Origin of the sequence: Actinomadura kijaniata, from assembly GCF_014138665.1 — a bacterium.
GTDB classification, from domain to species: domain Bacteria; phylum Actinomycetota; class Actinomycetes; order Streptosporangiales; family Streptosporangiaceae; genus Spirillospora; species Spirillospora kijaniata.
In genome coordinates this window covers 231,861-258,077 of the sequence record NZ_JACJIA010000001.1, presented here as the reverse complement: position 1 = coordinate 258,077, position 26,217 = coordinate 231,861, and the positions used below count along the sequence as shown (strand labels likewise).

Sequence of the window (26,217 nt, the reverse complement as noted above, 5' to 3'; positions counted from 1 at the left end):
AGTCTGAACGATTTACCTTGCACGCTGTCAGGAGGCGGATGACACAGTGGGGGCATGGACCACGCCGCTCATTTCCGCCGCGAAGTGGAAGCGTTCGAGGCCGCCGTGCGGCCCCTGGCCGGGAGGGGGGACGCGCCGCTGGTCCCGTCCTGTCCCGAGTGGACCGTGTCCGACCTGGTCGTCCATCTCGGATGGGTGCACCGGCGGGTCGCCGCGATCATCCGGGACCGGCGGGACACGCCACCCGAGCTCACCGACACGGCCCTGTTCGGCCTGCCCGAGGACCACGCGCACTGGCCCGACCCCCGCGACACCCCCAACCACGGCCCGCTGCTCGCCGAGGTGGTCGACTGGTTCGCCGAGGGCGCGGCGGGGCTGGCGGAGCTGCTCGCGGGCACCGCCCCCGACGTGCGCGTGTGGACGTGGTCGCGGGAGCAGAGCGTCGGGTTCTGGCGGCGCATGCAGACCATCGAGGCGGCCGTGCACCGGTGGGACGCGGAGAACGCCGTCGGCGCCGCCCGTCCCCTCGACGGCGAGCCGGCGGCCGACATGGTGCCGCAGACGTTCGAGGTCATGGTGCCGGCGCGGCGGGAATGGCGGAAGGCCCCGGCCGGGGAGGGCGAGACGTACCGGTTCCGACGGAGCGACGGGCCCGAGGCGTGGACGGTGCGGTTCGACGGAGACGAGGTGCGGCTCGGCCGGGACGACGGCGGGGACGGCGACCGGGACGTGGAGGTCGTCGGGAGCGCGTCGGACCTGGCGCTGTTCCTGTGGGGCCGGATCCCGGCGGAGCGGTTGGAGGTCCGCGGGGACCCGGCCGCGCTGGAGCGCTACTTCGCGCTGGCGCCACCCGTGTGATCACGCTGGAACGTCGCGTACAGCCACCACAGCGACGGCAGCAGCAGCACCGCCCCCACCGCGAGCGCGGCCAGCGACGCGCCCAGCACCGCGTCGGTGGCCGCCGCGTCGTCGATGTCCACGCCGGGCAGCAGGCGCGGGTACCGGCCGAGGCCCCACCCCCACAGCAGCCCGGTGACCGCCAGCGCCGCCGTCACCCGCACGGAACGGAACCTGCGCAGCCACAGCAGCACCAGCGAGGCGATCCCCATCCCCACCGACAGGACCAGCAGCGGCAGCGCCGACCCGCGCGTCAGCTCCCGGAACAGGTCCGGGGCGTCGAAGGCGAGCACCCACAGGCCCAGCACCGACAGCGCCCCGACGACCCCGCCGGTGGCCAGCGCGCGGGTGCGGAACCGCGCCACCAGCTCGGGGGACCCGGCGCGTTCGGCGTCGCGGGTCAGGTACACCGCCGCCAGGTAGGCCGACACGCCGACCGCCAGGGCCCCGCTGACCAGGGACGTCGGGTTCAGCCAGCTCGTGAGCAGGTTCCCGGCGGCGATGCCCGGCGGCACCCGGCCGGACGCGAGCGCGCCCGCGACCGTCCCCAGGAAGAACGGCGTCACCAGCGACGAGAACGCGAACACCGCCCCGAACAGCCGGCGCCGCCACAGCCCCGTGCTGACCTTCCGGAACGCGAACGCCGACCCCCGCGCGATGATCCCCAGCGCGACCAGGGTCAGCGGGATGTAGAGCGTGGAGGACAGGGCGGCGAACACCGACGGCACGCCCGTCCAGGTCAGCACGATCACGAAGATCAGCCAGACGTGGTTGGTCTCCCAGACCGGGCCGATGGAGTGCTCGACCAGGTCGCGCTGGGGACGGCCGCGTTCGGCGTTCCCGGCGAGCAGGTCCCAGATGCCGCCGCCGAAGTCCGCGCCGCCGAACAGCACGTACGCGGTCAGCCCGATCCACAGCACCGCCATCGTGACGTCGTGCAGGGCCACCGGTCACACCACCTTGGACTCGGTCACGTCGCTCTCCTGCGGCGCGACGGGAACGGGCTTGTCGCGCACCATCCGGCGCAGTACGTACACGGTCGCGACCGTCAGCACCGCGTACACGGCGCTGACCAGCACGAACCCCCAGACCAGGCCGGGCGCGGGGTTGACGGCGTCGCGGGTGCGCAGCACGCCGAACACGATCCACGGCTGCCGCCCGACCTCGGTGACGACCCACCCGGCCTCCAGCGCCAGCACCGCCGCCAGCCCCGACAGCGCCGACGCCCGCCAGAACCACGGGGTGCGCGGCAGGTCTCCGCGCCGCCACCGGTACACGGCCAGCCACACCACCAGTCCCAGCAGCGCGAACCCCATCCCGACCATGACCTGGAACGCCCAGTGCACGACGTTCACCGGCGGCCGGTCGGCGGGCGGCACCTGGTCCAGGCCCTTGACCTCGGCGTTCGGATCGAAGTGGGCCAGCAGCGACAGGCCGTGGGGGATCTCCAGGGCGTAGCGCATCTCGCCGTCCACGGCGATGCCGCCGATGTGCATCGGAACGCCGCGTCCGGTGCGGAAGACTCCTTCCATCGCGGCGAGCTTGACCGGCTGGTTCTCGGCGACGAAGTGCGCGGCCCAGTCCCCCACGCCGATCTGCACGGGCGTGATCACGGCGGCGACGGTGAACGGCAGCAGGAACCCCAGCCGGTGGTAGCGGTCGCGCCGCCCGCGCAGCCACGCCACCGCGTACACGCTCGCGGTCGCGAACCCGGCGACCATGAACGCCGCCAGGATCATGTGGACGGTCTGCGGCGGCGTCGCCGGGTTGAACATCGCCGCCCACGGGTCGACGGCGACGACCCTGCCGTCCCGGGTGGCGAAGCCGGTGGGGACCTGCATCCAGGCGTTGGCGGTCACGACGAAGAAGGCGCTGGCCACGCCCGCCAGCACGATCGGGACCCCGGCCAGCATGTGCTGGACGGGCGGCAGCCGGTCCCAGGCGTACAGGTAGATCCCCAGAAAGATCGCCTCGATGAAGAACGCGATGCCCTCCATCGCGAACGGCAGCCCGATGACCTCCCCGTACGTCCCCATCAGGCCCGGCCACAGCAGCCCCATCTCAAAGGACAGGATCGTCCCCGAGACGGCCCCGACCGCGAACAGCACGCCCATGGCCCGCGCCCACCGCCGCGCCAGCAGCCGGTAGTGCACGTCGCCGGTGCGGTGCCCGCGCCACTCCGCCAGCAGCGTGATCAGCGGCATGCCGACGCCCAGGCAGGCCAGCACGATGTGCCAGCCCAGCGACAGCGCCATCTGCATCCGCGCGGCCCCGAGGTCGACATCGGTGACCTCGGCCGCCAGGGCCGCCGTCGCCCAGCGCGCGTCCATGTGTCCCCCTCCGACGGTCCGGCTCCGATGCTCCGGCCGGAACGGTCGCGTACCCCCGACGCGGACGACCGCGTTCCGGTCAGCGGCGGTCACCTGCCGTCATGATTGACCACTCTCGGTAATCAACCTGATGGTACGCGGCGCAGCGGACCGCCCGCGGGGAGGGTCCCTGCGTGCCACCGGCGGCCGGTCGTTCAGGGGGACGGCGGCTCCTCGCGCCGGGCGTCGCCCGGCGACGCCCCGTAACGTTCCCGGTAGAGCGCGGAGAAGCGGCCGGCGTGGGGGAAGCCCCAGCGCGTCGCGATCCCCGCGACCGTGCTCCCGTCGTCGGCGACGGCCCGCAACAGCGCGCGGTGCGCGTGCCCCATCCGCACCTCGCGCAGGTACGCCAGCGGCGTGGTGTCGCGGTGGCGCCGCATCCCCTGCTGCAACGCCCGCACCCCGACCCCGGCCGCGGTCGCGATCTGGACCAGGGTGATGTCGTCCCCGGCGTGCTCCTCGATGAACTCCACCGCCCGCCGCACCACCAGCGGCCCCTGCCCGTGTTCGGCGAACCGCTCGCGCCCGGGCACCGGGAACGTGTCCACGAACGTCAGCGCCAGCAGGTGGAACATCGCGGTGCGGCTCAGCTCGCTGTCGCGGATCTCGGGATTGCGCAGGAAGCCGTCGCTCACGTGCCGGACCACCGAGCCCCAGTGGCGTTCGCGGACCGCCGACACCGGGCGCGCCGTCCCCATCAGCAGGTCGTCGAGGCCGATTCCGGCGAGCGCGCCGACCTCCGCCACGATCGCCGCCGGGGACAGCACCACCGCCCCCAGGGTGCAGTCCTTCCAGCGCACCGCGGAGCGCGAGTCCCGGCCGCACAGCAGCGACTGCCCGGGCCGGATGACGACCTCCGCGCCGCCCCGCCACGGCGCCATGGCCACCATCCCGTCGAGGCAGTGCAGCACCGTCAGCAGGGGGTAGGGCTCGACGACGATCCTCCGGGCCGCCGAGTGCCACAGCAGGCCCACGCCGAACCGGTCCTCCTCGACCATCGTGGAGCGGCACTCGAACCCGTCGACCTCCCCGGCGAAAAGGAGCGAGTGTTCGACGTGGACGGATCTCAGATGGTCGTGCACGACCTCGGGGTCCCCGCTACGGAAGTCGTGTCGACGGACGTCGGGCGTTCCGCCCGTTGCGCGTGCCACACCACCCGCCCGGCCTGCCGGCGGCCCCCGGTTCCGGGAACCGCGCCCTCCGGTCACGAGCCGCGACCGTGCCACCACTGTAGACACCGAACGCATCGGCTTGTCCAGGGAACGCACGCGAATGGCACCTCCGCGTCCGCCGTGATCCGCTGGGGCATGGGTAGCGAAAGCCTGGGTCCAGCACCTACTCGGGGCCTCGCGGGTTGAAAACACAGCCCGCGAGGCCGTCTCCCCGGCAGCGCGGGGAGGGGCGCGCCGGTGGGGAGATCCTCGCCCGTCGCGGTCCCGGCGTTCGGCACACTGGGGGTGTCGGTGCCGGGCGAGGCGGGAGGGTCAATGAACGGGTTGTTCGAGGTCGACGAACCACCGGCGGCGTCGGTCCCGGCGTCGGTCACGCCGGTCGTCGTGCACACCGACGGCGGATGCAGCCCCAATCCCGGGCCCGGAGGCTGGGGCGCCGTGCTGCGGTACGGGGAGCACGTCAAGGAACTGTGCGGCGGGGAGTCCGACACCACCAACAACCGGATGGAGCTCATGGCCGCCATCCGGGCGCTGGAGCACCTGACGCGGCCCTCGTTCGTGCAGGTCCACACCGACTCCACCTACGTGCGGCAGGGCATCACCCAGTGGATGCGCTCCTGGAAGCGCAACGGCTGGCGGACCGCCGACCGCAAGCCCGTCAAGAACGACGACCTGTGGCGGCGCCTGGACGAGGCGACGCGGCGGCACCGCGTGGAGTGGTTCTGGGTGAAGGGCCACGCCGGGGACCCCGGCAACGAACGCGCCGACGCCCTGGCCACCGAGGGCCGCCTGAAGCACGGCCTCTAAGCACGGCGGCCCCGGCCCGGGAAAGCGGGTTGACCCTCACGTGACGTGAGGAAATACGTTCCAGTCGTGAGGACGATGACGAAGGGCTACTCGGTGGGAACGGTGGCGCGGATGACCGGTGTCACCATCCGGACCCTGCACCACTACGACGAGATCGGGCTGCTGGAGCCCAGCGAGCGCACCGGCACCGGCTACCGCCGGTACGACGACGCCGACCTGGAGCGGTTGCAGCAGATCCTCGGCTACCGGGAGCTCGGCTTCGGCCTCGACGAGATCAGGACCATCCTCGACGCCCGGGGTGGCGACACCCTGGCGCTGTTCCGGCACCAGCACGCGCTGCTGACCGAACGGATCGCACGGCTCCAGCGGATGGTCACCGCACTGGAACACACCATGGAGGCACACCTCATGGGCATCGCCCTCACGCCGGAGGAGAGATTCGAGGTCTTCGGCGACGACGACCCGTCCCGTTACGCCGAGGAGGCCGAACAGCGCTGGGGCGGCGGCGACGGCTGGGCCGAGTCGCAGCGCCGCGTCTCCTCCTACACCAAGCGGGACTGGATGCGTTTCAAGGACGAGGCCGCCGAGCTGACCGGGCGGATGGTCGACGCCATGCGGTCCGGCGTCGCGCCGGGCGACCCGGCCGCGATGGACCTGGCCGAGGAGCACCGCCGGCACATCTCGACCTGGTTCTACGACTGCACCTACGAGATCCACCGGGGTCTGGCGGAGCTGTACGTGACCGACGAGCGCTTCACCGGGACGATCGACCGCGCGGCGGCGGGCCTGTCGGCCTGGCTCCGCGACGCGATCCTGGCGAACGCCGACCGCGCGGGCTCCTGACCCGGCGTTCCGCGCGGTCACGGGGCGGCGCGGTCACGGGGCGGCGCGGCCCAGGGTCGCGTTCGCCCTGGGGTCTTCGGGGCCGAACGTCACCCCCAGGGAGTCGGCCCCGATGGTGATCCCGACGGTGTCGCCCCGGCAGCCGCGGGCGGGCGCGTTGACGACCTCGCGGAACTCCACGTAGGAGTCGTCCCCGTCGCGCGGGGTCAGGGTGCTGGTGCAGCCGGCGTCCAGGTAGACGACGGTGCCGTGGCCCTCACCGGCCTTGAACGTGAAGCGGACCCGGTCGCCGGTCGCGGCGCCCGCGTCCTCCAGCCTGCCCTCCCACGTCCCGACGAGGCCCCGGGGGATCGGCGGCTCCCGCTTCCACGCGTGGGCGGTGACCGCCGACACGCAGGCCGCCAGCGCGAACAGGTACCCGACGAGCACGACCAGCAGCACTCCCCCGCCCTTGCTGGGCCGGAACGTCCCCGAGGGCTGGGGGGCGGCCGCGCCGGCGGCGGGGCGGGCGGCGCGCTGCCGGTCGTAGGCCTCGCGGTCCCGCAGCAGGACGTCGCGGGCGGTCTTCAGCAGGTGGAGGCGGCGGCCCGCCTCGGTGTGGGCCGCCGGCTCCGGGCTGGCGTCGGGGTGGACGGCGCGGACCCGGAGGGCGAACGCCCGGCGGATCGCCCGCTCGTCGGCGTCGTCGGGAACGCCGAGCAGTTCGTAGGCGTCATGGCCGTCCAGTTCGCGGTGGGCGTCGTCCATCCCGGTCTCCGAGCGCGGGGAGGGCGTGCGGATCTCGCGCGCCCTCGCCCGAGGGTATTGCCCCGCTCCGTCCCGCGACTGACCGCGAACGGCCAGCGCGACCGTTGTCACCCGTGTTGTTGGCGATCTTGTTAGATTGCTGCGGAACGGGAGGGGGTCGCGTGGGCAAGCTGGTGCGCTGGGAGACCGACCAGGGGCCGGTCGTCGTCGAGTTGTCGGCGAACGAGCCGGGGTTCGTGGGGGTCTCCCGGATCGACGACGTCCTGTTCGAGGCCAAGGGCAGGCTCGAGGACGCCATGCAGGGCGTGCGCGCCGCCGCCCAGACCGCGTTGCTGGGGCTGCGCGAGGGGATGGACCGGCCCGACCAGATCGAGCTGGAGTTCGGCGTGAAGTTCAACGCCGCCGCCGGGGCCGTCATCGCCAAGACCTCCATGGAGGGGCAGATGAAGGTGAAGCTCACCTGGGGCGCGCCCGTCCAGCAGGTCGAGGTCGAGACCGGCAACGGCGCCGGGGCCACCGGGAATGAGGCCGGGAACGGGGCCTGACCGCGGATGGGCGGAGGGGAATGGCACGCCTGGGTCGAGGCCGGTCCCAGCCGGGGGGCCGCGTTCCTGGTCGCCCCGGGCAAGCTGCTGACGTGCGCTCATGTCGTGCGGGGATGCGCGGAGGCCCGGGTCGGCCTCGCCGATCTGCCGCCGCTGACGGCCCGGGTCCGCCGGTGCGGCGACTGGACGCGGCAGAACGACCCCGGCGACGTGGCGGTCCTGGAGCTTCCCCACGAGATGGGGCCGGACCCGGCGGAGATGGCCGCGCCCGACGCGCTGCTCGACCCGCGAACGTGGCACAGCGACCTGCGCGTCTACGGGTTCCCCGGCTCCGACCGGCAGATCCGGTACGCGACCGTGCGGACCGCCGCCGACATGGTGCAGCACCGGGAGTGGTGGCAGGTCCGCGCCCGGCACGGCGACCGGATCGAGGCCGGTTACAGCGGCGGCGCGGTCTACGACCCCTACAGCGGCCGGGTCGTCGGGATGCTCACCGACGTCGACCCCGACGATCCCGACGACGAGCGCAGGCGCGGCGCCGTCGGCCGCATGCTGCCGATCGGGACGCTGCGCCGGTACTGGGAGGAGCTCGACGACCACCTGCCGCTGACGTGGCTGGACGCGGCGGCCCGCCGCGAGCTGCGCCGGGCCCTGGCCGGGCTGCCCGCCGACCCGGCCGCCGCCGCGCGCGTGCTGGACCTGCCGCCGACCCGGCCGCTGCGGTCGGCGTGGGACGCCGCCCGGTACATCGCCGAGGGGTTCGACGAGGAACGTCTCGCGCGTTACCTGGCGGCGTCGTCCCCGGGCGTCCCGCGGCTGGCCGAATGGCGGCGACGGCACCTGCCCGCGCCGGAGCGCACCGGCCGCGCCGAGCCCGCTTCGATCATCGTGCGGCTGGAGCGCATGACCCACGGCCACGACGTCACCGTGCAGACCTGGATCGACGGCGCGCCCGGCCCCTCCGGGGACACCGTGCGGGTCGCCGCCGAGAAGGACGTGCGGCAGGCGGTCGAGCGGAGCGTCGAGGCCATCGGCCCCGTCGTCGACGACCGGCCCGACCTCGACTGGATGATCGAGTTCGCGGTCCCGGCGCACTGGCTGGGCAAGCCGTTCGAGGACTGGTACCTCAACCGGGGCCGGCGGCTGCGGATGCGCGGCTACCCGGTGGTCGTGCGGGACGTGACGCGGCTGCGGCCCGAGCCGTTCCTGCGCGACCAGGCGCGGCGGCGCTGGAAACGGCTGCGCGACCCCGGCAACCCCTACCAGGTGGACTGCCGCCCGCCCGCGCCGGGCGCCTTCCGCGACCTGCTGGAGGCCCATGACCACCTGGGCCTGCTGGTGTACGGGTCGTCGCCGGGCCGCGCGCACCTGAAAGCCGCGCTCGACCTGGCCGTCCCGGTGATGCTGTGGCCGCGCGGCAGGTGCGCCGACGCCGACCACGCGGACTGCTCCGGGCACCGGACGCGCCGCACGCTGGTCGGGCGCGTCGCGGGCGTCGACCCCGGCGGCCTGCCCGGCGCGGTCCACGAACTGCGCCGCGAGGCCCTGCGCCACAAGGCGCTGGGCTGCGGGCCGCACTGCGGCGACGCGCTGACCCTGCTGTGGGACGACCCGTCCCGGCTGCCCGACCCCCCGCTCGCCATGGAGGTGTGAGCCGGTGTCCGACTGGCTGATCTACACCGGGAACGCCCGGGAACCGCACGACGGCGTCGACCGGCTGCCGCCGCCCCCGCCGTGGCGGGCGTTCGACGGCGGGCCGCCGCTGCCCGCCCCCGGGGGCGACTCCGGCAACCGGCACCAGGCGACCGCCTACCGGCCGTCCGACGACGCCGTCCGGCAGGTCAACGCCGCCCTCTACCTGCGGCGGCCGCTGCTGGTGACCGGCCCGCCCGGCACCGGCAAGTCCACCCTCGCCTACGCGGTCGCCCACGAACTGCGCCTCGGTCCCGTCCTGCACTGGCCGATCACCAGCCGCGCCACGCTGCGCGACGGCCTCTACCAGTACGACCCGCTGACCCGCCTGTACGCGGCGGGCAAGGAGACCGACACCGACGACATCGGCCGCTACATCCGCCTCGGCCCGCTCGGCACCGCGCTGCTCCCGCACGAACGGCCCCGCGTCCTGCTCGTCGACGAGATCGACAAGAGCGACATCGACCTGCCCAACGACCTGCTCACCATCTTCGAGAAGGGCGAGTACGAGATCCCGGAGCTGGCCCGGCTCGCCGAGCCGACCGCCGACGTGCTGACCGCCGACACCGGCGGCGCGCGCGTCACCGTGACCGGCGGGCGGGTGCGCTGCGCGGCGTTCCCCCTGGTGGTGATGACCAGCAACGGCGAACGCGAGTTCCCGCCCGCGTTCCTGCGCCGCTGCGTCACGCTGGAGCTGCGCCAGCCGTCCGACGAACGCGAGCTGGCCGCGATCGTCCGCGAGCACCTGGGCGACCTGGCCGACCGGAGCGAGGACCTGGTGCGGCGGTTCCTGGCGCGCGCGGCGAACGGCACCCTGGCGACCGACCAGCTCCTCAACGCCGTCTACCTGTGCCGCCACGCCGACGCCGCCGACCGCCACGACCTGGCCGACCGGCTGATGCCGTACCTGACCGGCACCGCCGATGACGATTGACCGTCTCCGCGACGCGCTGGGCTCGCTCGGCCCGCCGCCGGACGCGGTCGAGCTGAGCGAGATGCTCTGGCTCGCCCACCATCTCGCCCCGGCCCCGGAGCCCGTCCCGGAACTGGGGCCCGCCCCCGCTCCCCCGGCCCCCGGACCGCCGGAGGGCACCCGTCCGGAGCCGCCGCGCCGGGATCCCGTTCCCGGGCCGCGCGAGCCGGAGCGGCCCCGGGCCCTGCACCCGCCCGCCCCGTCGCCGGCGCGGGAGGGCGGCGCGGCCCGGGAGATCCTGGTGCCGACCGCGCCGATGCTGACCGACCCGCTCGGAGTCCAGCGCGCGCTGCGGCCGCTGAAACGCCGCGTCCCCTCCCGCCGCCTGCGCGAGCTGGACGAGGAGGCGACGGCGGCGCACATCGCCGAAACCCGCCTCGCCCACGCCCGCCGGTGGCTGCCGGTGCCGGTCCCGGTGCTGGCCCCGGCGCTGGAGCGCTGGCTGAGCCTGGCCCTGGTCGTGGACACCGGCCCGACCATGAGGCTGTGGCGCCCGCTGGCCCGCGAACTGACCGAGGTGCTGCTTCGGCAGGGCGCGTTCCACGACATCCGCGTCACGTACCTGCGCGGGTCCGGCCACGTCTCCACGACGCCCGGCGGTTCCCCGCGCGCCCCGGCGACCCTGCTGGACCCGACCGGCCGCCAGGCGGTGCTGGTGCTGTCGGACTGCTCCGGCCCGCACTGGTGGGACGGCCGGGCCCCGGCCGCGGTCCGCCGCTGGGCCGCGACGGGCCCGACCGCGATCCTCAACCCCCTCCCCGAGCGCCTGTGGCGGCGCTCGGCCGCCCCCACGAACCCCGGTCTGGCGCACCTGCTGCGACCGGGCCTGCCCAACGCGGACCTGCGGTTCGCGCCGTTCGACGGCGACGAGCCGCCGGACCTGCCCGTGCCGGTGCTGGAGATCGCGCCGCGCTGGCTGTCGGACTGGGCCTACCTGGTGGCGGGCTCGGAGCCCCGGCCGGTGGCCTGCGCGACGTTCCCGACCGCGCCCCCGGCGGCCCCGGTCCACCGCGAACACCGCCTCCCCGTGGAGGAACGCGTCCGCCGCTTCCTGGCCGCCGCGTCCCCGGGCGCGGCGGAACTGGCGGCCCACGCGGCGGTCGCGGTCCCGTCGCTGCCGGTGCTCCGCCTGATCCAGCACCGCGTCCTGGGCCGCTCGGGCCCGAGCCAGCTTGCGGAGGTGCTGCTCAGCGGCCTGCTGCGACCGGCGGACGACCACTATGAGTTCGTGGACGGGGCCCGCGAGGCGCTGCTGGCCGCGCTCCCCCGCCCCGAGGCCCTGCACACCCGCAACGTCCTGAACGCGATCTCCGCCGAGATCACCCGCCGCGCGGGCACGGCGACCGAGACGTTCCCGGCGTTGCTGGGAGCGGAGGACGGCGACCGCCTCCTCCCGGCCGACGGCCGGAAGTTCGCGTTCCTGAGCCCCGAGGCCCAAACGTTCCTGGACCGCCGCACCCCACCCCGCCCCGCCACCGACGCACCGGACCTGCTGGAGTTGAACAAGGTCACCGAGCCGGACGCGTTCCCCGGAGCCTGGGAACGGAATCCGCGCCGGCCGGTGATCGGACTGGATCACAAGGGACGGCCGCTCGTCTTCGATCCTTTCGTTTCAGGGGGCGTCGGTTCACACGGCGTGGTGTTCGGAGAGCCGGAGACCCGGAGCGCCCTGGTGCGCTCGATCGTGTTGGCGCTGGCCGCGTCCTACTCTCCCGACCTGGTCGGTGTCACGCTCGGCGGCCTCGACTTCCAACCGCTTGGCGCCCCGGTCGACCTTCCGCATTTCGTTCGGTCCGGCTCCCGGATCGCCATCCGCCCAGCGACCCTGGACCGTCTCGCCGCCTGGCTGGAGGCGGAGCTCGACCTGCGGGCGTCACTGCTGGCTGGCGAGACCCGGTGGTGGCACGACCTCCAGAGATCGGAGGGTGTGAGCGCGGCGGCGCTGCTCGTCGTGCTGGACATTCCGCTCGCGTCGGCACCGGAGACGGCCAGGCTGTCCTTCGTGCTCGCCCGCGCGGTCGAGGAGGGCCCACGGCTGGGTGTCCACCTGCTCCTCTCCACCGGCACGATCGACCGGCGTGGACCATGGGGGCGGATAACCGAGCGGCTCCACTGGAGAATCGCCGCGAGCCCGATCCCGCCTCCCACTGCGGAACGTCTGTTCGGCGAGCGGGACCTTCCCGGTGTCCTCGGAAACGGCCACGCCTGTCTGGCCATGGGCGACGGCCCTCTCCTCCCGATCAGGGTGGCGGGCCAGCCCTCCGTATCGGAACTGACAGAGCTCACCGCACAGATGAAGGCGCACGCCACCCCCACCGTGGTGGAACCGGATTCCACGCGGCAGCCCCCGGCCGTCGTGCCGTCGCGCCTGCTCGACCTGCTGGACCCGCCGTTCCCGGCGTCGTGGGAGCGGGATGGCGGCGGGGGGCGGGCGGTGCCGCTGGGGACGGCGGAAGACGGGTCGCCGGTCCGGCTCCCCCTCGACCTCGGCAGGCCGCGTCCCCACGGCGGAGCGATCCACGGCGGTTCGCGCGACGGACGCCTGCTGATGCTGCGCACCTTCGTGCTGGGGCTCGCGCTCACCCACCGGCCCGGCCCGCTGAGGTTCGTGTTCGCCGACTGCTCCGTCGGCGGCGCGTTCATCGGGCTGGGCAGCCTGCCGCACGTCGCGTTGGCGGTCCACGCGGACGGCCCCGACTCGCCGCTCATGGATCAACTCGCCACCGCCTTCGTCGACGAGTTGGAGCACCGGTCAGCCGCCACGGCGCCGCACGACACGTTGATCATCGTGATCGACGGCGTCGGTCCGCTGCTTCGAGAACGCCCTCTGCTGGAGGCGGCCCTGAGCCGGGTCGCCGCCGAGGGGCCGTCCCGCGGAATGCACCTCGTGCTCTGCTCGGAGGAGTCCCCGGAACAGGCCGCACCCGCCGTCGCCGGGGAACTCGCCTGGCGGATCGAGACGGGCGACGACGGCCACGGCACACTGCGAGGATTCCGTAATTTCGGACACTTCCGGCGCGCGGAGATCTCGTTGGACGCCGCCCTCCCGCTCGTCGAGGAGATGAACCGACTCGGGGACCGGGTCCCGCAACTCCCCTGGCCCGCACCCGCCCGAACGATCGGCTTCCCTGATCTCCTGACCATGGCGGGGTCCCCGCCACTCTCCTGGTCGGACGACGAGCCGGAATCGCTCTCACAGCCGCTCCTCGGCAGAGGTGAGTTCGGCATGGAGGTGAGGTTGGCGGGTTTCCCCGGCAGCGGGACGGTCCACGGCGGACCGCAGGCGGCGCGGCGGCACATGCTGCGCACAATCCTGTTCGGTCTCGCGCTCGCCCACTCGCCGCGCGGGGTCAGTTTCCTACTCGCCGACACGTCCGAACGCGCCTTCATCGGTCTGGAAGGGCTGCCGCACATCATCGAGGCGGCCTATACCCTGTCCGCCCACCCGTTCCGCGCCGAGCGGCTGCGCTCGGTCCTCGCCTTCGAACTGGAGCAGCGTGCGGCTCTCTCCCGCGCCACCTCCGCACGTCTGATCATCGTGGTGGACGACGCCACCGTGCTCGCCGCCGACCCGGACCTGCGTGAACTCCTGCTCCAGATCGCGCGGACCGGCGCGGAGGACGGCGTTCACCTGATCCTGTCCAGCGAGGAGGAGCCACCGCCCGAGTTCGCGGCGGCGATGGCCTGGGCGATCAAGGTGGACGCCAACGTCCCGTACCACGACGAACTGCGCCTCCCAGACGGAACGCTCACGCACTTCCAGCGGGCTCATGTGTCATCCAGCGACTGCGCCCCGCTCATCGCGGAGATGAACCGGCGTGGCCTGGACGCCCAGAAGGCGGTGCCGACGCTGCGGACGGTGTCCGGCTCTCCCGATTTCTTTGCGAACGAGGTGGAATTTCGGGCAGGACTGGCGGCGTTGCGGAGCGACGCCCGCCCGTTCGTTCCCGTCGGGGTGGACGACGCCGGAGCGGCGGTCGGCCCGGCCTCCGACGCGCACGGGATGGTCGTCGGGGACGCCCCCGGACGGCGTGCCACGCTGCGGGATCTCGTCCTCGGGCAGGCGCTCCACCGCTCTCCGGAAGAACTCGGCATCGTCCTGGTGACGGAGTCGCGCCGGGCGAGCGACCCGCCACCGGAGGAACTGCTCCCATTGTCGGATCTCCCGCACGTCATCCGGCCCGACGATCTCGCATGGGGCACCCCATCACTGGCTGCAGCGCTGGGGAGGTGGCAGGAGTCCGCCGACCCCGGATCGAGGCTGCTGGTCGTGGTCGACGATGCCGTGACGGTGTTCACCGCCCGCCCGGATCTCACTGAACTGCTTGAGCGGACCACCGACGACAGGCGGGCGGTCCTCGTCATCGGCCTCCAGAAATTCAGCAGTTTTCTCTGGGATCTGCTGAGCCCGGCGCGATGGCAGATCTACCTCGACCAGGACGGCGCGGGGCGAGGAATGCTGAAAGCGGCTGACGAGCCCCCTCGGTTCTACCGTGCTCTGCGTGACGATCCGGCCGCGACCACCGCCCTGATCCAACGGCTCGCCGCCCACGACGCCCCGTCCCGGACGCCGTCGGTCTCCGGGCCGTCCCTGACCGTGTTGAACGGGCACGGCAGCGGTGACGACTTCCTCGACAACTGGGTCGCTCCGGGGAGCCCGGTCATCGGCGTGGAGCTCGACGGGAGAACGGTGGCGCTGGACCCGTTCGCCGAGCGGGCCCACGGGCTCGTCGTCGGGGACGATGCCGACCGACGGGAGGTCGTGTCGTCGCTGGTGCTCGCGCTCGCCCTCCACCGTTCCCCCGACGACCAGATCCTCTTCGTAGGTGGCCTGGGCGAGCACCCGTTGGGCCGGCAGGCAAGATTCCCCCACGTGGAGGAGTCGGTTCAGGGGCTGCTCGACTTCTCCGGTGTGCTGCTACCGGATTTCCTCGGTCGGATCACTGCCGAGCTGGAGGAGCGGGCGCAACTGCTGCGGGAGGCCGGAGCCGGGTCGTGGACCGAGTACCGCGAACAGCGCGGTGGACGTTCGGCTCCCCTGCTTCTCGTCGTGGTCGACCTGTCGGCGGATCTGCCGAGCGAACGCCGCGACCTGGTCGACACGCTGCTGCGGGTCGCCCAGCGCGGCGCGAACCTGGGCGTGTGCCTGGTCGTCAGCGTGGCGACGGTGAGCAGGCGCCCCGAGTGGGACCGGCTCCTCCGGCTGCTGCGCTGGCGGATCGTCGCGAGCCCGCTGCCCGCCGGGGTGAACCAGCGAGCGCTGCGGCGGGGACGCGCGGACTTTCCCGAAGGCGAGCGGAGCGCGTACCTGCTGCGGCCCGACGGCTCGGGCGCGTTCCGCCACCTGAGGCCGGCGCAGCCGTCCGACGACGAGCTGGACGACCTCGCCGCGCGCATGAACGAGCACGTCAGGCGTCCCCGGCTGCTCAACCCCGAGGACGAGCACGCGCAGGCCGACGTGCCCGACATGCTGGAGCTGAACCTCCGGGACAGCGCCCTGGAAGAGCCCGCGCTCGCCCTGCTCGGCGTCGACCGCGCCGGGGACGCGGTCGGCGTCCCGATCACCCCCTATCGCGGCCAGCGGATCTACGGACAGGTCAACGGGCCGGGCAGGGCCCGCCGTCACCTGATGCGGAAGATCCTGCTGGGAGCGGCCGTCGCCTTCTCCCCCTCGGAGATCGTGTTCGCCCAGCTCGGGATTCCGGCGCGGTTGAGCGATCAGGCGTCCCCCGCTCCGCACATCGCCCTGGCCGAGCCCGACTGGAGCGACGGCGCGTGGAGGCGGTTCTCAAGAGCGGTTCGGGCCGAGTTCGACCGGCGGGAGGCGCTGTTGCGCGACTCGGGGCACGGTTCCTGGGGAGAGCTGCGAGCGGCCACCGGCGAGACGGATCCCTACCTGGTCGTCGCGGTCCATCTTCCCGACGCCTCCATCTCTCCCCTTGAGATTCGCGCGCTGCTCGACCGGACGGTCGACACGAGCGGCCGGCTCGGCGTTTTCCTGCTGCTGTCGGCTCCGCATTCGTACGGCCCCCTGGAGGCGCCCCTCTCCTGGCGGATCGGCGCGGGAGAGCGGGAGGCCGTCCTTCACGACATCACCGGGGAGAGCGCCCTCTTCCAGATCGTCCGCTGGCCGCGTCCCGCCGAGTTCGCCGAGCGGCTCGACTGGGGCGGGCGGCGGGCGATCCCCCTCGCCCCACCGGAGCCGGACCCCGCGCCGCGCCTGCGGGTCGGGAGCGGGGAGAGCAACGGCGAGCCGGTCCTCGTGGACTTCGACACCGATCCGCACCTGGTCGTCGTCGCCCCGCACGGCTCCCGCACCGCTCGCCTGCTGGACGCGTTCATCGCCGATGTCGTCGCGGCGTCCGGTGCCGACGAGATCTTCGTCGGCGTCCTGGACCCGGAGCGGCGGCTGTCGGAGCGCGACGGTGTCACCTACGCGCACACCCCGCAGGAGATCAGGGACCTCGTGATGAGCGTCGGACAGCGGGCGCACGACCGGATGCCCGCCATCCCCGACAGCGAGCACGTCGCCCCGGAGATCCCCGACCAGTCCGGGCCCGACTTCTACCTGTTCGTCGCGGACCAGCAGCTCCTGCCCGACGTGCTGGACGTGCTGGATCCCATGATCGGGCGGGAGACCTGGTCGCGGCTGCACCTGGTCGTCGCGCGGGAGGCGTCGCCGTTCGGGACCGTGCTGGGGTACGGCTTGGAGCGGTTGCACCGGATCGGGGCACCGGCCGTGTTCATGGCCGGTAGCGGAGGGGCCGAGGCCGAGTTGTGGCAGGTCACACCGCCTGTGGGAAATGATCGGGCCGTTCTGGCGCGCGATGACGGGCAGCGGGTCGTCCGGCTGCGGGCGGACGGCTGAGAACCGTATTGCAACGAGCAGTCCAAAACGTGCTACCGTCGGGATCATGGCGAGGCCGCGGAAGTTCGACGAGGAGCGGGCCGTGGAGGCCGCGATGCGGGCCTTCTGGGCCGCCGGGTACGAGGCCACCTCCACCGAGGACCTGTGCCGGGCGACCGGGCTCGGGCGCAGCAGCATCTACAACACCTTCAAGAGCAAGCACGACCTGTTCGAGAAGGCGCTGCGGCACTACATCTCCGTCAAGAACGCCCAGCTCTTCGAGAGGCTGGAGAGCGGGGCCCCGGTCAGGGAGACGATCCGGGGCATGTTCGACGGGATCATCGCGGAGGAGGTCGAGGACGGGCTCGGCTGCCTGGTCGTCAACACCATGATCGAGCTGGCGCCCCGCGACCCCGCGATCGCCGAGGAGCTCCGCCGGGACTACGAGCGGCGGCTGGTCGCCCTGCGGGACGTCTTCGCGGCCGCGCAGCGCGCCGGGGAGATCGGCGGGGACAGGGATCCGACGGCGCTGGCGCACTTCGTCATCTCGACGGTGTCGGGGATGCGGACGGCCGCGCGGGCCGGGGGCGGGAAGGACGCGCTGGAGGGCATCGCGGACTCGGCGATGAACGCGCTGTAGGCGGACGCGCCGCGACGGCGCGGCGGCGGCGCGCACCGCGCGTCGCCGTTTTTCACGGGCTTGTTTTGTACTGATCGATTCAAAACTGGGAGGTGTCGACCATGCCGCTGGCCGTGTACGTGCTGGGGTTGTCGATCTTCGCGCAGGGGACCTCGGAGCTGATGCTCGCCGGGCTGCTCCCCCGGATGGCCGCCGACCTCGGGGTCTCGGTGCCCGATGTCGGGCTGCTGATCTCGGCGTTCGCGCTCGGGATGCTGGTGGGGGCTCCGGCGCTGGCGGTCGCGACGCTGCGGTGGCCCCGGCGCAACGCGCTGCTGGCGTTCCTCGCGGTGTTCGTGGTGACGCATGTCGTGGCGGCGTCGACCAGCAGCTACGCGGTGCTGTTCGGGACGCGGATCGTGGGGGCGTTCGTGTACGCGGGGTTCTGGGCCGTGGCCACCACCACCGCGCTCGGGCTGGTGCCGGAGGACCGGCGCGGGCGGGCGATGAGCGTGGTGGCGGGCGGGCTCACCGTCGCGACCGTGGTGGGGCTGCCCGCCGGGACGTTCCTCGGGCAGCACTTCGGGTGGCGGGCCGCGTTCTGGGCCGTGGCGGCGATGTCGCTGCTGGCGATGGCCGGTGTGCTCGCGACCGTGCCGGGCGGCCGCTCGCGAACGCTGCCGAACCTGCGCGACGAGCTGCGCGCCATGGCCAAGGGACGGCTGTGGCTCGCCTACGGCGCGACGGCGCTGACCACCGGCGCGCAGATCGTCACCTTCTCCTACCTGGGCGCGCTGCTGACCGAGACGACCGGGATCGCCGAGCGGTGGGTGCCGGTGGTGCTCGCCGGGTACGGGCTGGGGACGTTCGCCGGGATCACGGTCGGCGGGCGGACGGCGGACCGGCGGCCGTTCGCGACGCTGCTCACCGGGACCGGGGCGCTGGTGGCGCTGTCGGCGGCGATCGCGCTGACCGCCGGGACCGCCCTCGCGGTGGTGCCGCTGGTGATCCTGCTGGGCGCGTTCGGGTTCGCCATCAACCCCGCGCTCAACACCCGCGTGTTCACCCTGGCCGGGAACGCGCCCACGCTGGCCGCCGCCACCAACTTCTCCTCCTTCAACGTCGGCATCACCGTCGCCCCCTGGCTGGGCGGGCTCGCGATCGGCGCGGGCCTGGGCTACCCGTCGGTGGCGTGGATCGGGGCCGGGCTCGGCGTGCTGGCGCTGGCGACGGTGCTGGTCGCGGCGGGCCTGGAACGCCGTCCCGCCCCCGCGCGGGCGCTCGTGGCCGAGGGGGTCTGACCGATGCCGTTGGCGATCTACGTGCTGGGCTTCGCGATCTTCGCGCAGGGCACCTCGGAGTTCATGCTCGCCGGGCTGCTCCCCGGCATGGCCGCCGACCTCGGGGTCTCGGTGCCCGACGCGGGGCTGCTGATCTCGGCGTACGCGCTCGGGATGCTGGTGGGCGCGCCGGTGCTGGCGCTGGCGACGCTGCGGTGGCCGCGCCGCACGTCGCTGCTGGTGTTCCTCGGCGTGTTCGTCGTGGCGCACGTGGTGGGCGCGGTGACGCCCGGGTACGGGGTGCTGTTCGCGTCGCGGCTGGTGGGCGCGGCGGCGTGCGCGGGGTTCTTCGGCGTCGCGATGGCCGCCGCGGCGGACCTGGTCCCGGCGAACGCGCGCGGCCGGGCGATGTCCATCGTGATCGGCGGGATCACCGTCGCGACGGTCGCCGGGGTCCCCGCCGGGACGTTCCTCGGCCAGTCCCTGGGCTGGCGGGCGGCGTTCTGGACGGTGGCGGCGCTGTCGGTGGTCGCGGCCGTGGGCGTGGCGGCGACGCTGCCGGGCGGGCGGCCCGCGTCCGGGGCGCCGGGACTGCGGGCGGAGCTGCGCAGCATGGCGCGTCCGGGCCTGTGGGTGGTCTACGGGACGCAGGCGCTGTCGTTCAGCTCGATGATGGCGACGTTCTCCTACCTGGGCGCGCTGCTGACCGACACGACCGGGCTGCCGGAGGGCTGGACGCCCGCCGTGCTGGCGCTGTTCGGCGTCGGCTCGGTCATCGGGATCGGCGTGGGCGGCCGGGTCGCGGACGCGCGCCCGTTCACGACGCTCACGGTCGGCATGACCGGGGTGATCGTGACCTCGGCGGGCGTGGCGCTGCTGGCCGGGCACGCGTGGGCGGTGGTGCCGCTGGTGTTCCTCATGGGCGCGTTCGGCCTGGCCACGAACCCGGCGACCAGCGTCCGCCTGTACGCGAACGTCGGCGAGGCGCGGACGCTGGCGGGCTCGGCGGCGACCTCGGCGTTCAACGTCGGCAACACCCTGGCCCCCTGGCTGGGCGGCCTGGTGATCGGCGCGGGCCTCGGCTACCGCTCCACCGCCTGGGTGGGCGCGGCGATGGCGACGGCCGCCCTGGGGACGGTGGCCCTGGGACGGCTGCTGGACCGGCGCGGCGCCGCGTCCCCGGAGCCGGCGCCGGTACGCGTCCCCGCCTGAGCCACCGCGCGGGGACCCGCCGGACGGCGCGTTCCCGCGCATGGGAAGGGCCGGGCCCCGCGAGGGGGCCCGGCCCGGTCGGCCCGGTGCGTCAGCGGACGCGGCAGGTGCCGGTGTCGGTCCTGGTCGGGTCGCTCTCGGAGGTGGCGCGCAGCGTCACCTTGCCGGTGCGGGCCGCCCCGGCCGAGCGCTTGGCCCAGACCTCCACGCGGGTCTCACCGCCGGCCTTCGCCGTGGCGATCTCGTGCGGGAGCCAGGTCTTCCAGCCCGAGCCCGCGACCGTGGCCTTGAGGCGGTAGACGTCGGAGGCGTTGTGGCCGGTGCCGCCCTTGCCGGTGTTGCGCAGGGTCAGCACGCACTTCGACCAGCCCTGCGACGCGGCGCGCTGGGCGCCGGAGCCCACCTTCACGCCCCGCCGGTACGGGCCGGAGCCGTCCAGCGAACGGACCGCGACCGTGTACGACAGGATGCCCTTGCGGTCGCGCTTGAGGTTCAGGACGTAGAAGTGCAGGCGGTTGTCCTTGTCGACGTACTCGTACTGGCTGCCGGAGTCCGCGCCCGCGTGGTACAGCGCGTCCGACAGCTGGCGGTAGTCGCCGATCGTCATCTTGGAGACGGTGCCGTCGGGGTACACGAAGTCCGGCTTGTCGATGTCCTGCGGGTTGGCGTCCCTCACCCAGATGAACGGCGCGTCGTCCTTGTCCTTGGTCTTGGCGAGCAGCACGCCCGAGTCCGGGGTGAACGAGTCGAAGCCCATCCGGTCCACGACCTCGACGGTGTAGTTGTCGTAGCCGCCGCCGTCACAGAGCGGGTCCTGCCGCCAGTCGCAATTGGGGTTCTTGTCCCCGCCGGTCAGCTTCAGGTTGATGCCCGCCAGCCCCTTCTTGCCGGGGTTGGCCGCGCGCGCCGTCACCTTCGCCACGACCACGCCGGACGAGGCCAGCATCTCCCTGTCGAGCTGGAGGACGTGGTTCGGGTCGACGATGCCGAGCTTGAGCTTGTTGCGCAGCATGTGCTGGGCGCCCATGGACGCGCCGCCGGTCGCCGGGATCATCCACCGGCTGTGCGGGCCGCCGGGGCCGTTGAAGGTGCCCCGGCTCAGCATCTCCCACGGGCCGGAGTAGGCGCGACGCGGCGGGTTGCCGAACGGGTTGTTGTAGTTGTCCCCAATGCCGAGGATGTGGCTGAACTCGTGGGCGAACACCGCCATGCCGGAGCTCTCGGCCTGGGTGGAGCTGCCGGGGACGGCGTTGGGCCAGTGGCTGGAGCCCGCCTGCCAGGACGTCCAGTCCACGTACCGGGTCTTCACCCAGTTCGGGAGCTTGGCGTCGTCCTCGGGGCCCCACTCGTCGGGGACCTCCTCCTTGGTCTTCCACTTCATCATCCCGAACTCCTGCCAGGTGGAGCTCTCGTCCTGCCCGGCCGTCAGGATGAACACGAAGTCGAACTGCTTGGCGGTCTCCTCGCCCACCTCGGCGATCCACGCGGCGCGGGCGTCCTTGCGGATGTCGCGGCCGCAGGTGTCGCCCTGCGGGCAGCCGGTGCCGCCCTGGAAGGTGTCGATGCCGTACTCGTGGTCCTTGGCGGACATCCGGTAGGCCCCGAACGCCTTCAGGTCCACGCCGTACCGCCCGGCGGAGTCCTCCATCCAGTACTCGTGGAGGGTGTGGCCGTGGTTGAGGGCCTGGGGCTTGTTCAGGAAGTCCTGGTAGAACTGCGCGACCTTCTCCCTCGGCACGTCGCCGACGAGGGAGGGGTTGCCGAACACGGTGGAGTTCTTCTTCTGGGTCACCACGAACGGCTGGTTCGGGTAGTCGACCAGGATGACCGCGCCCCTGAAGTTGCGGACCGATCCCTTCACCGACGGATCGGCCCACCTGGTGCCCGGGATCGGCTTGTAGTCGTCCCAGGTCATGGTGTCGGGCAGCTCGTAGTTCTGCGGGTCCACCGGCCTCGGCCTCCCGGGCGCGGCGAGACTGCGGACCTTCTGGCCCTGCTGCCACGGCTGGGTCTGCGGCCAGTGCCGCATCTGCCAGGGGTTGGGGGTGGGGTCGGGTATCTGCGGCTTCGGCGCCGCGGCGGCCGGACCGGCCGCCAGGCCCGCCAGCAGCAACGCCGCCGCGGGCACCAGGAAGCTCTTCGTGATTCGCATGTCTCCCCTGACTGAGGTGTTGCCGCGAACGTAGAGATGTCCGGTCGCATGATCAATAGGCGAGATCGACGATCCTGCGCCGAATGTCTGGCAGGAGGCGACAGACGGGCGGCGGACCGGCCGCCGACCAGGGCGTTCGGGCGGCTCCTCCCGGCCCGGGCGGCGATCCGCCCGTTCTGGTTCCCAACCAGGCCGGACAGGGGTAGGAACCCCCGCATGAGCAACAAGACCGTCGCGGAGAAGCTCGGCTACAAGCCCGGCTGCACGATCCTGGCGATCAACGCGCCCGAGGACTACACCTCGCTGGTGGGCGGGCTGCCGGATGGGGCGGAGCTGTGTTCCGTGCCGCCGGCCGGAGCGGTGCACCTGTTCGCCGCCGACCACCGGGAGCTGAACACCCACCTGGGGGACGCCATCGCGGCCGTGGAGCCGGGCGGGCTGCTGTGGGTGTCCTATCCGAAGGACGGGGCCTCCGACATCACCCGCGACAACCTGTGGCCCGCGTTCGTCCCGTACGGGCTGCGGCCGGTCCGGCAGGTGTCGGTGGACGCGCGGTGGTCGGCGATCCGGTTCCGCCCCGAGGGGGATGTCAAGATCAGCATGGACCGGTGGGGCTGACCCTCCCGGACCGCCGGGCACCGGGACTTGACGGATCCAAGTGTGAGTGGTTTATTACTCACATGACGGACGTTCGCACGAGACGGCTCTCCACCGCCGAGGAACGGCGCGCCACGGTGCTGCGCACCGCGATCAGCGCGTTCGCGGCCCGCGGCTACTACGGGACGACCACCACCGAGGTCGCCAAGAGCGCGGGGATCTCCCAGGCGTACGTGTACCGCCTGTTCCCCGACAAGGAGGCGCTGTTCGTCGCGGTCGTCGAGCACGTCGGCGCGGTGATCCGCGAGTGCCTGGCCGAGGGTGTGGCCAAGGCCGCCAGCGCCGAGCCCGCGGCGGTCCTGGACGCGATGGGCGAGGCGTACGCGCGGCTCATCACCGACCGCGAGGTGCTGATGGTGCTGATGCACGCGACCTGCGCGGCCAGCGGCGAGCCGGTGATCCGCGAGGCCGTGCAGCGGATGTACGCGCGGCTGGTGGAGTACGTGCGGGCCGCGTCGGGCGCGGACGACGCGCCGATCCAGCACTTCTTCGCCACCGGCTTCCTGTGCAACGCGACCGTCTCGATCGGCGCGGTCGAGATCGACGCGCCCTGGACCCGGACCCTGCTGGCGGGCATCCGCCACTACTGACCCCCACCGGTCCGCCCCCGACGACGCGGCGTCGCCTGCGACGCCGCCCCTTTTTCGCCCCGAGAGTGAGTGATCAACCACTCATAGGAGGTCCTCCCGATGTCCGTCCCCCGGCCCCCGCGCGGCGGCCCCGTGCTGGCGGCGCTGGCCACCGCGCAGTTCCTGGTGGTGCTCAGCACCTCGATCGTGAACGTGGCGCTGCCGTCGGTCGCGGCGGGCCTGGACCTGCCGCCCGCCGCGCTGTCCTGGGTGGTCAACGCCTACGTGCTGGCGTTCGGCGCGCTGCTGCTGGTCGGCGGGCGGCTGGCGGACGTGCTGGGGCGGCGGCGGACGTTCGCCGCCGGGATGACGCTGTTCGCGGTGGCGTCGCTGGCGGCGGGCCTGGCCCCGAACGCGGCGCTGCTGGTCGCGGCGCGGGCCGCGCAGGGTGCCGGGGCGGCGCTGCTGGCCCCGGCCGCGCTCGGGCTGGTCCTGCTGGTCTTCCCGCCGGGCCCCGGACGCGGCCGGGCCCTCGGCGTGTGGGGCGCGGTGTCGGGGGCGGGCGGCGCGGCGGGCGTGCTGCTCGGCGGCCTGCTGACCGACCTGTGGGGCTGGCCCGCGGTGTTCCACGTGACGGTCCCGCTGGCGGCGGCGTCGCTGGCGGCCACGCTGGCGCTGGTGCCCGCCGACCCGCCCGCCGGGGGCTCGGTGGACTGGACCGGCGCGGTGTCCGCGACCGGCGGCCTGGTCGGGCTCGTGTACGCGGTGACCGCGGGGAACGCCGCCGCGGGCCTGGCCGGGGTCCTGCTGCTGGGCGCGTTCGCGCTCCGGCAGCGCCGCCTCGGCCGGTCCGCCCGCGACCCGCTGGTGCCGTCGCGGCTGCTGCGGCGCGGGCCGGTCACCGCGAACCTCGCCATGGCGCTGCTGGGCGCGGTGTGGATCGGGCTGTTCTACTACCTGCCGCTCTACCAGCAGAACGTGCTCGGGCACGGGCCGCTGGAGGCCGGGCTCACCCAGCTCCCGCTGGCCGGTGCGATCACGCTGGCGTCCGCCGTCGCGCCCCGGCTGCCGGTGCGGGCCTCGCTGGTCGCGGCGCTGGCGGCCCTGGCCGCCGGGCTGGCCTGGCTCGCCCGCGCCCCCGCCGACGGCACGTTCCCCGCCGACCTGCTGGGCCCGTCGCTGCTGGCCGGCGCCGGGATCGGCATCGCGTTCGTCCACCTGACCGGGCTGTCGGCGCGCGGGGTCGCGCCCGCCGACTCCGGGCTGGCCGGGGGCCTGGTCAACACCGCCCGGCAGCTCGGCGGGGCCGTCGGCCTCGCCGCCCTCACCGCCGTCGCGGCCGGGCACGCCGGCCCGGCCGGATACCGCGCGGCGTTCCTCACCGCGGCGGCCATCGCCGCCCTGACCTCCCTGTTCACCCTCACCACGACGAGGAGCACGTCATGACCGCCGGTTCCGCCACCCCCGTGGAGACCACGATGACCAAGCCCTACATCAGCGACCACTTCGCGCCCGTCCCCGACGAGGCCACCTCCCACGCGCTGACGGTCCACGGCACGCTGCCGCCGGAGCTGTCGGGCCGCTACTTCCGCAACGGCCACAACCCCAGGCCCGGCGACGTCCCCACCCACTGGTTCAAGGGCGCGGGCATGATCCACGGGCTGCGGCTGCGGAACGGCCGCGCCGAGTGGTACCGCAACCGCTGGGTCCGCACGCCCGCCCTGGACGGCGTCCCCTACATCGGGGCCGACGGCGTCCCGAACCTCGCGGCCAGCGGCGCGGCCACCCACGTCATCGAGCACGCGGGCCGCATCCTGGCCCTCCAGGAGGCCAACCTGCCGTTCGAGGTCACGCCCGAGCTCGACACGGTCGGCGCCTACGACTTCGGCGGCCGCCTCACCACCGCGATGACCGCCCACCCCAAGGAGGACCCGGTCACCGGCGAGCTGCACTTCTTCGGGTACTCGCCGTTCCCGCCGTACCTCACCTACTACGTCGCCTCGGCCGCCGGGGAGATCACCCGCGCCGAGGTGGTCGACGGGGCCGGGCCGACGCTGATGCACGACTTCGCGATCACCACCGAGCACGTGGTGTGGCTGGACATGCCGGTGGTGTTCGACCACGCCGAGCAGTCCGGCATCCCCTACCGCTGGAGCGACGACCACCCGGCCCGCATCGGGGTCATGCCGCGCACCGGACCGGCGAGGGTGACCTGGTTCGAGGTCGAGCCGGGCGCGCTGCTGCACGTCACCAACGCCCACGTCGACGCGGCGGGCCGGATCGTGGTGGAGGGCCCGCGCTACGACCGCGCCGCGTGGGAGGGCTCGTGGAAGTGGTGGGTCGGCTCGCCCGGCCACGGCCCCACCCCGAACGCCGGGGCCGTCCTGCACCGCTGGGTCCTCGACCCCGCGACCGGCCGGGCCGCCGAGGAGACCCTCGACGGGCTGATCACCGAGTTCCCGTCGATCAACGACGAGTACACCGGGCGGGCCGACCGGTACGGGTACGCCATCGCGTTCCCCGGCGCGGGCCTGCGCGAGCACGCCGTCGTCAAGTACGACACCGCCACCGGCACGCGGCGGCTGCTGCCGATGGGCGCGGACCGGATGCCGGGCGAGGCGGTGTTCGTCCCGGCCGCCGGGGCGACCGCCGAGGACGACGGCTACCTGCTGACGATCGTCAGCGACCTGGCCCGCGACGCCTCCCAGCTCCTCGTGCTCGACGCGCGTGACCTGGGCCGCGACCCGGTGGCCGCCGTCGAGCTGCCCCGCCGCGTGCCCGCCGGGATCCACGGCTCCTGGATCCCCGACGCCGACCTCGACCGCTGACCTCGGCC

General features: G+C 73.6%; 19 protein-coding genes. 14 read left to right on the top strand and 5 right to left on the bottom strand.

All coding sequences use genetic code 11. The annotated features are described in order from the left end of the window. Positions 1-54 precede the first annotated feature (54 nt). Complete coding sequence (locus tag HNR61_RS01170) at positions 55-858, top strand: maleylpyruvate isomerase family mycothiol-dependent enzyme (protein ID WP_182841246.1); 804 nt, start codon at positions 55-57, stop codon at positions 856-858. Here HNR61_RS01170 and HNR61_RS01165 read toward each other — a convergent pair. From HNR61_RS01165 to HNR61_RS49790, 3 genes are all read right to left on the bottom strand, one after another. Beyond that, positions 831-1,844 (bottom strand): cytochrome d ubiquinol oxidase subunit II, encoded by a 1,014-nt coding sequence (locus HNR61_RS01165; protein ID WP_312897705.1) that lies wholly within the window; start codon positions 1,842-1,844, stop codon positions 831-833. The two genes, HNR61_RS01170 and HNR61_RS01165, sit on opposite strands and share 28 nt — an antisense overlap. A 3-nt stretch (positions 1,845-1,847) precedes the next feature. Next, a complete protein-coding gene (locus HNR61_RS01160) occupies positions 1,848-3,227 on the bottom strand; it encodes a cytochrome ubiquinol oxidase subunit I (RefSeq protein ID WP_182841245.1) in 1,380 nt (459 codons plus the stop codon). 194 nt (positions 3,228-3,421) lie between these two features. Beyond that, positions 3,422-4,348, bottom strand: coding sequence for a helix-turn-helix transcriptional regulator (locus tag HNR61_RS49790; RefSeq protein ID WP_182841244.1), 927 nt, complete (start codon positions 4,346-4,348; stop codon positions 3,422-3,424). Positions 4,349-4,753: 405 nt separating this feature from the next. Between HNR61_RS49790 and rnhA the strand changes: the two genes are divergently transcribed. Beyond that, complete coding sequence (gene rnhA / locus HNR61_RS01150) at positions 4,754-5,245, top strand: ribonuclease HI (protein WP_182841243.1); 492 nt, start codon at positions 4,754-4,756, stop codon at positions 5,243-5,245. 75 nt (positions 5,246-5,320) lie between these two features. Then, positions 5,321-6,088 carry a MerR family transcriptional regulator gene (locus HNR61_RS01145; protein ID WP_182842208.1) on the top strand — a complete coding sequence of 256 codons (768 nt, stop codon included), beginning with the start codon at positions 5,321-5,323 and terminating at the stop codon, positions 6,086-6,088. Positions 6,089-6,121: 33 nt separating this feature from the next. On the opposite strand, the gene HNR61_RS01140 is transcribed toward HNR61_RS01145, so the two are convergent. After that, complete coding sequence (locus tag HNR61_RS01140) at positions 6,122-6,835, bottom strand: J domain-containing protein (protein ID WP_182841242.1); 714 nt, start codon at positions 6,833-6,835, stop codon at positions 6,122-6,124. 161 nt (positions 6,836-6,996) lie between these two features. Between HNR61_RS01140 and HNR61_RS01135 the strand changes: the two genes are divergently transcribed. The 7 genes from HNR61_RS01135 to HNR61_RS01105 all read left to right on the top strand — a co-directional run bounded on the left by HNR61_RS01135 (position 6,997) and on the right by HNR61_RS01105 (position 20,003). Continuing rightward, positions 6,997-7,380, top strand: coding sequence for a CU044_2847 family protein (locus HNR61_RS01135; protein ID WP_182841241.1), 384 nt, complete (start codon positions 6,997-6,999; stop codon positions 7,378-7,380). 6 nt (positions 7,381-7,386) lie between these two features. Further along, entirely contained in the window at positions 7,387-9,033 is a 1,647-nt protein-coding gene (locus HNR61_RS01130) for a VMAP-C domain-containing protein (protein WP_182841240.1), read from the top strand. A gap of 4 nt (positions 9,034-9,037) precedes the next feature. Then, complete coding sequence (locus tag HNR61_RS01125; protein ID WP_182841239.1) at positions 9,038-10,006, top strand: AAA family ATPase; 969 nt, start codon at positions 9,038-9,040, stop codon at positions 10,004-10,006. Then, positions 9,996-16,913, top strand: a complete 6,918-nt coding sequence (locus HNR61_RS01120) for an SAV_2336 N-terminal domain-related protein (RefSeq protein WP_182841238.1) — start codon at positions 9,996-9,998, stop codon at positions 16,911-16,913. Before HNR61_RS01125 ends, HNR61_RS01120 begins: the two co-directional genes overlap by 11 nt. 46 nt (positions 16,914-16,959) lie before the next feature. After that, positions 16,960-17,532 carry a TetR/AcrR family transcriptional regulator gene (locus HNR61_RS01115; RefSeq protein ID WP_182841237.1) on the top strand — a complete coding sequence of 191 codons (573 nt, stop codon included), beginning with the start codon at positions 16,960-16,962 and terminating at the stop codon, positions 17,530-17,532. Between the two features lie 101 nt (positions 17,533-17,633). Further along, positions 17,634-18,812, top strand: coding sequence for a Cmx/CmrA family chloramphenicol efflux MFS transporter (locus HNR61_RS01110; RefSeq protein ID WP_182841236.1), 1,179 nt, complete (start codon positions 17,634-17,636; stop codon positions 18,810-18,812). A gap of 3 nt (positions 18,813-18,815) precedes the next feature. Then, positions 18,816-20,003 carry a Cmx/CmrA family chloramphenicol efflux MFS transporter gene (locus HNR61_RS01105; protein ID WP_182841235.1) on the top strand — a complete coding sequence of 396 codons (1,188 nt, stop codon included), beginning with the start codon at positions 18,816-18,818 and terminating at the stop codon, positions 20,001-20,003. A 91-nt stretch (positions 20,004-20,094) separates the two neighbouring features. On the opposite strand, the gene HNR61_RS01100 is transcribed toward HNR61_RS01105, so the two are convergent. Then, entirely contained in the window at positions 20,095-22,155 is a 2,061-nt protein-coding gene (locus HNR61_RS01100) for a M6 family metalloprotease domain-containing protein (protein WP_182841234.1), read from the bottom strand. A 216-nt stretch (positions 22,156-22,371) separates the two neighbouring features. Between HNR61_RS01100 and HNR61_RS01095 the strand changes: the two genes are divergently transcribed. The 4 genes from HNR61_RS01095 to HNR61_RS01080 all read left to right on the top strand — a co-directional run bounded on the left by HNR61_RS01095 (position 22,372) and on the right by HNR61_RS01080 (position 26,209). Then, the gene (locus HNR61_RS01095) at positions 22,372-22,773 is read left to right on the top strand and encodes a hypothetical protein (protein ID WP_182841233.1); all 402 of its coding nucleotides are present in this window, start codon (positions 22,372-22,374) and stop codon (positions 22,771-22,773) included. 62 nt (positions 22,774-22,835) lie between these two features. After that, positions 22,836-23,402, top strand: a complete 567-nt coding sequence (locus HNR61_RS01090) for a TetR/AcrR family transcriptional regulator (protein WP_182841232.1) — start codon at positions 22,836-22,838, stop codon at positions 23,400-23,402. 99 nt (positions 23,403-23,501) lie between these two features. Next, positions 23,502-24,827, top strand: coding sequence for an MFS transporter (locus HNR61_RS01085; RefSeq protein ID WP_182841231.1), 1,326 nt, complete (start codon positions 23,502-23,504; stop codon positions 24,825-24,827). Then, on the top strand, positions 24,824-26,209 hold the full coding sequence (locus HNR61_RS01080) for a carotenoid oxygenase family protein (protein WP_246441909.1): 1,386 nt from the start codon (positions 24,824-24,826) through the stop codon (positions 26,207-26,209). The genes HNR61_RS01085 and HNR61_RS01080 overlap by 4 nt, the downstream gene beginning before the upstream one ends. Positions 26,210-26,217: the final 8 nt, after the last annotated feature.

Excerpts from the sequence above, each read along its gene's own strand:
- HNR61_RS01115 (WP_182841237.1), top strand. The coding sequence starts at position 16,960 with ATGGCGAGGCCGCGGAAGTTCGACGAGGAGCGGGCCGTGGAGGCCGCG.
- HNR61_RS01080 (WP_246441909.1), top strand. The coding sequence starts at position 24,824 with ATGACCGCCGGTTCCGCCACCCCCGTGGAGACCACGATGACCAAGCCC.
- HNR61_RS01110 (WP_182841236.1), top strand. The coding sequence starts at position 17,634 with ATGCCGCTGGCCGTGTACGTGCTGGGGTTGTCGATCTTCGCGCAGGGG.
- HNR61_RS01105 (WP_182841235.1), top strand. The coding sequence starts at position 18,816 with ATGCCGTTGGCGATCTACGTGCTGGGCTTCGCGATCTTCGCGCAGGGC.
- HNR61_RS01140 (WP_182841242.1), bottom strand. The coding sequence starts at position 6,835 with ATGGACGACGCCCACCGCGAACTGGACGGCCATGACGCCTACGAACTG.
- HNR61_RS01145 (WP_182842208.1), top strand. The coding sequence starts at position 5,321 with ATGACGAAGGGCTACTCGGTGGGAACGGTGGCGCGGATGACCGGTGTC.
- HNR61_RS01160 (WP_182841245.1), bottom strand. The coding sequence starts at position 3,227 with ATGGACGCGCGCTGGGCGACGGCGGCCCTGGCGGCCGAGGTCACCGAT.
- HNR61_RS01095 (WP_182841233.1), top strand. The coding sequence starts at position 22,372 with ATGAGCAACAAGACCGTCGCGGAGAAGCTCGGCTACAAGCCCGGCTGC.
- HNR61_RS01130 (WP_182841240.1), top strand. The coding sequence starts at position 7,387 with ATGGGCGGAGGGGAATGGCACGCCTGGGTCGAGGCCGGTCCCAGCCGG.
- HNR61_RS01090 (WP_182841232.1), top strand. The coding sequence starts at position 22,836 with ATGACGGACGTTCGCACGAGACGGCTCTCCACCGCCGAGGAACGGCGC.
- HNR61_RS01120 (WP_182841238.1), top strand. The coding sequence starts at position 9,996 with ATGACGATTGACCGTCTCCGCGACGCGCTGGGCTCGCTCGGCCCGCCG.
- rnhA (WP_182841243.1), top strand. The coding sequence starts at position 4,754 with ATGAACGGGTTGTTCGAGGTCGACGAACCACCGGCGGCGTCGGTCCCG.
- HNR61_RS01170 (WP_182841246.1), top strand. The coding sequence starts at position 55 with ATGGACCACGCCGCTCATTTCCGCCGCGAAGTGGAAGCGTTCGAGGCC.
- HNR61_RS01100 (WP_182841234.1), bottom strand. The coding sequence starts at position 22,155 with ATGCGAATCACGAAGAGCTTCCTGGTGCCCGCGGCGGCGTTGCTGCTG.
- HNR61_RS01085 (WP_182841231.1), top strand. The coding sequence starts at position 23,502 with ATGTCCGTCCCCCGGCCCCCGCGCGGCGGCCCCGTGCTGGCGGCGCTG.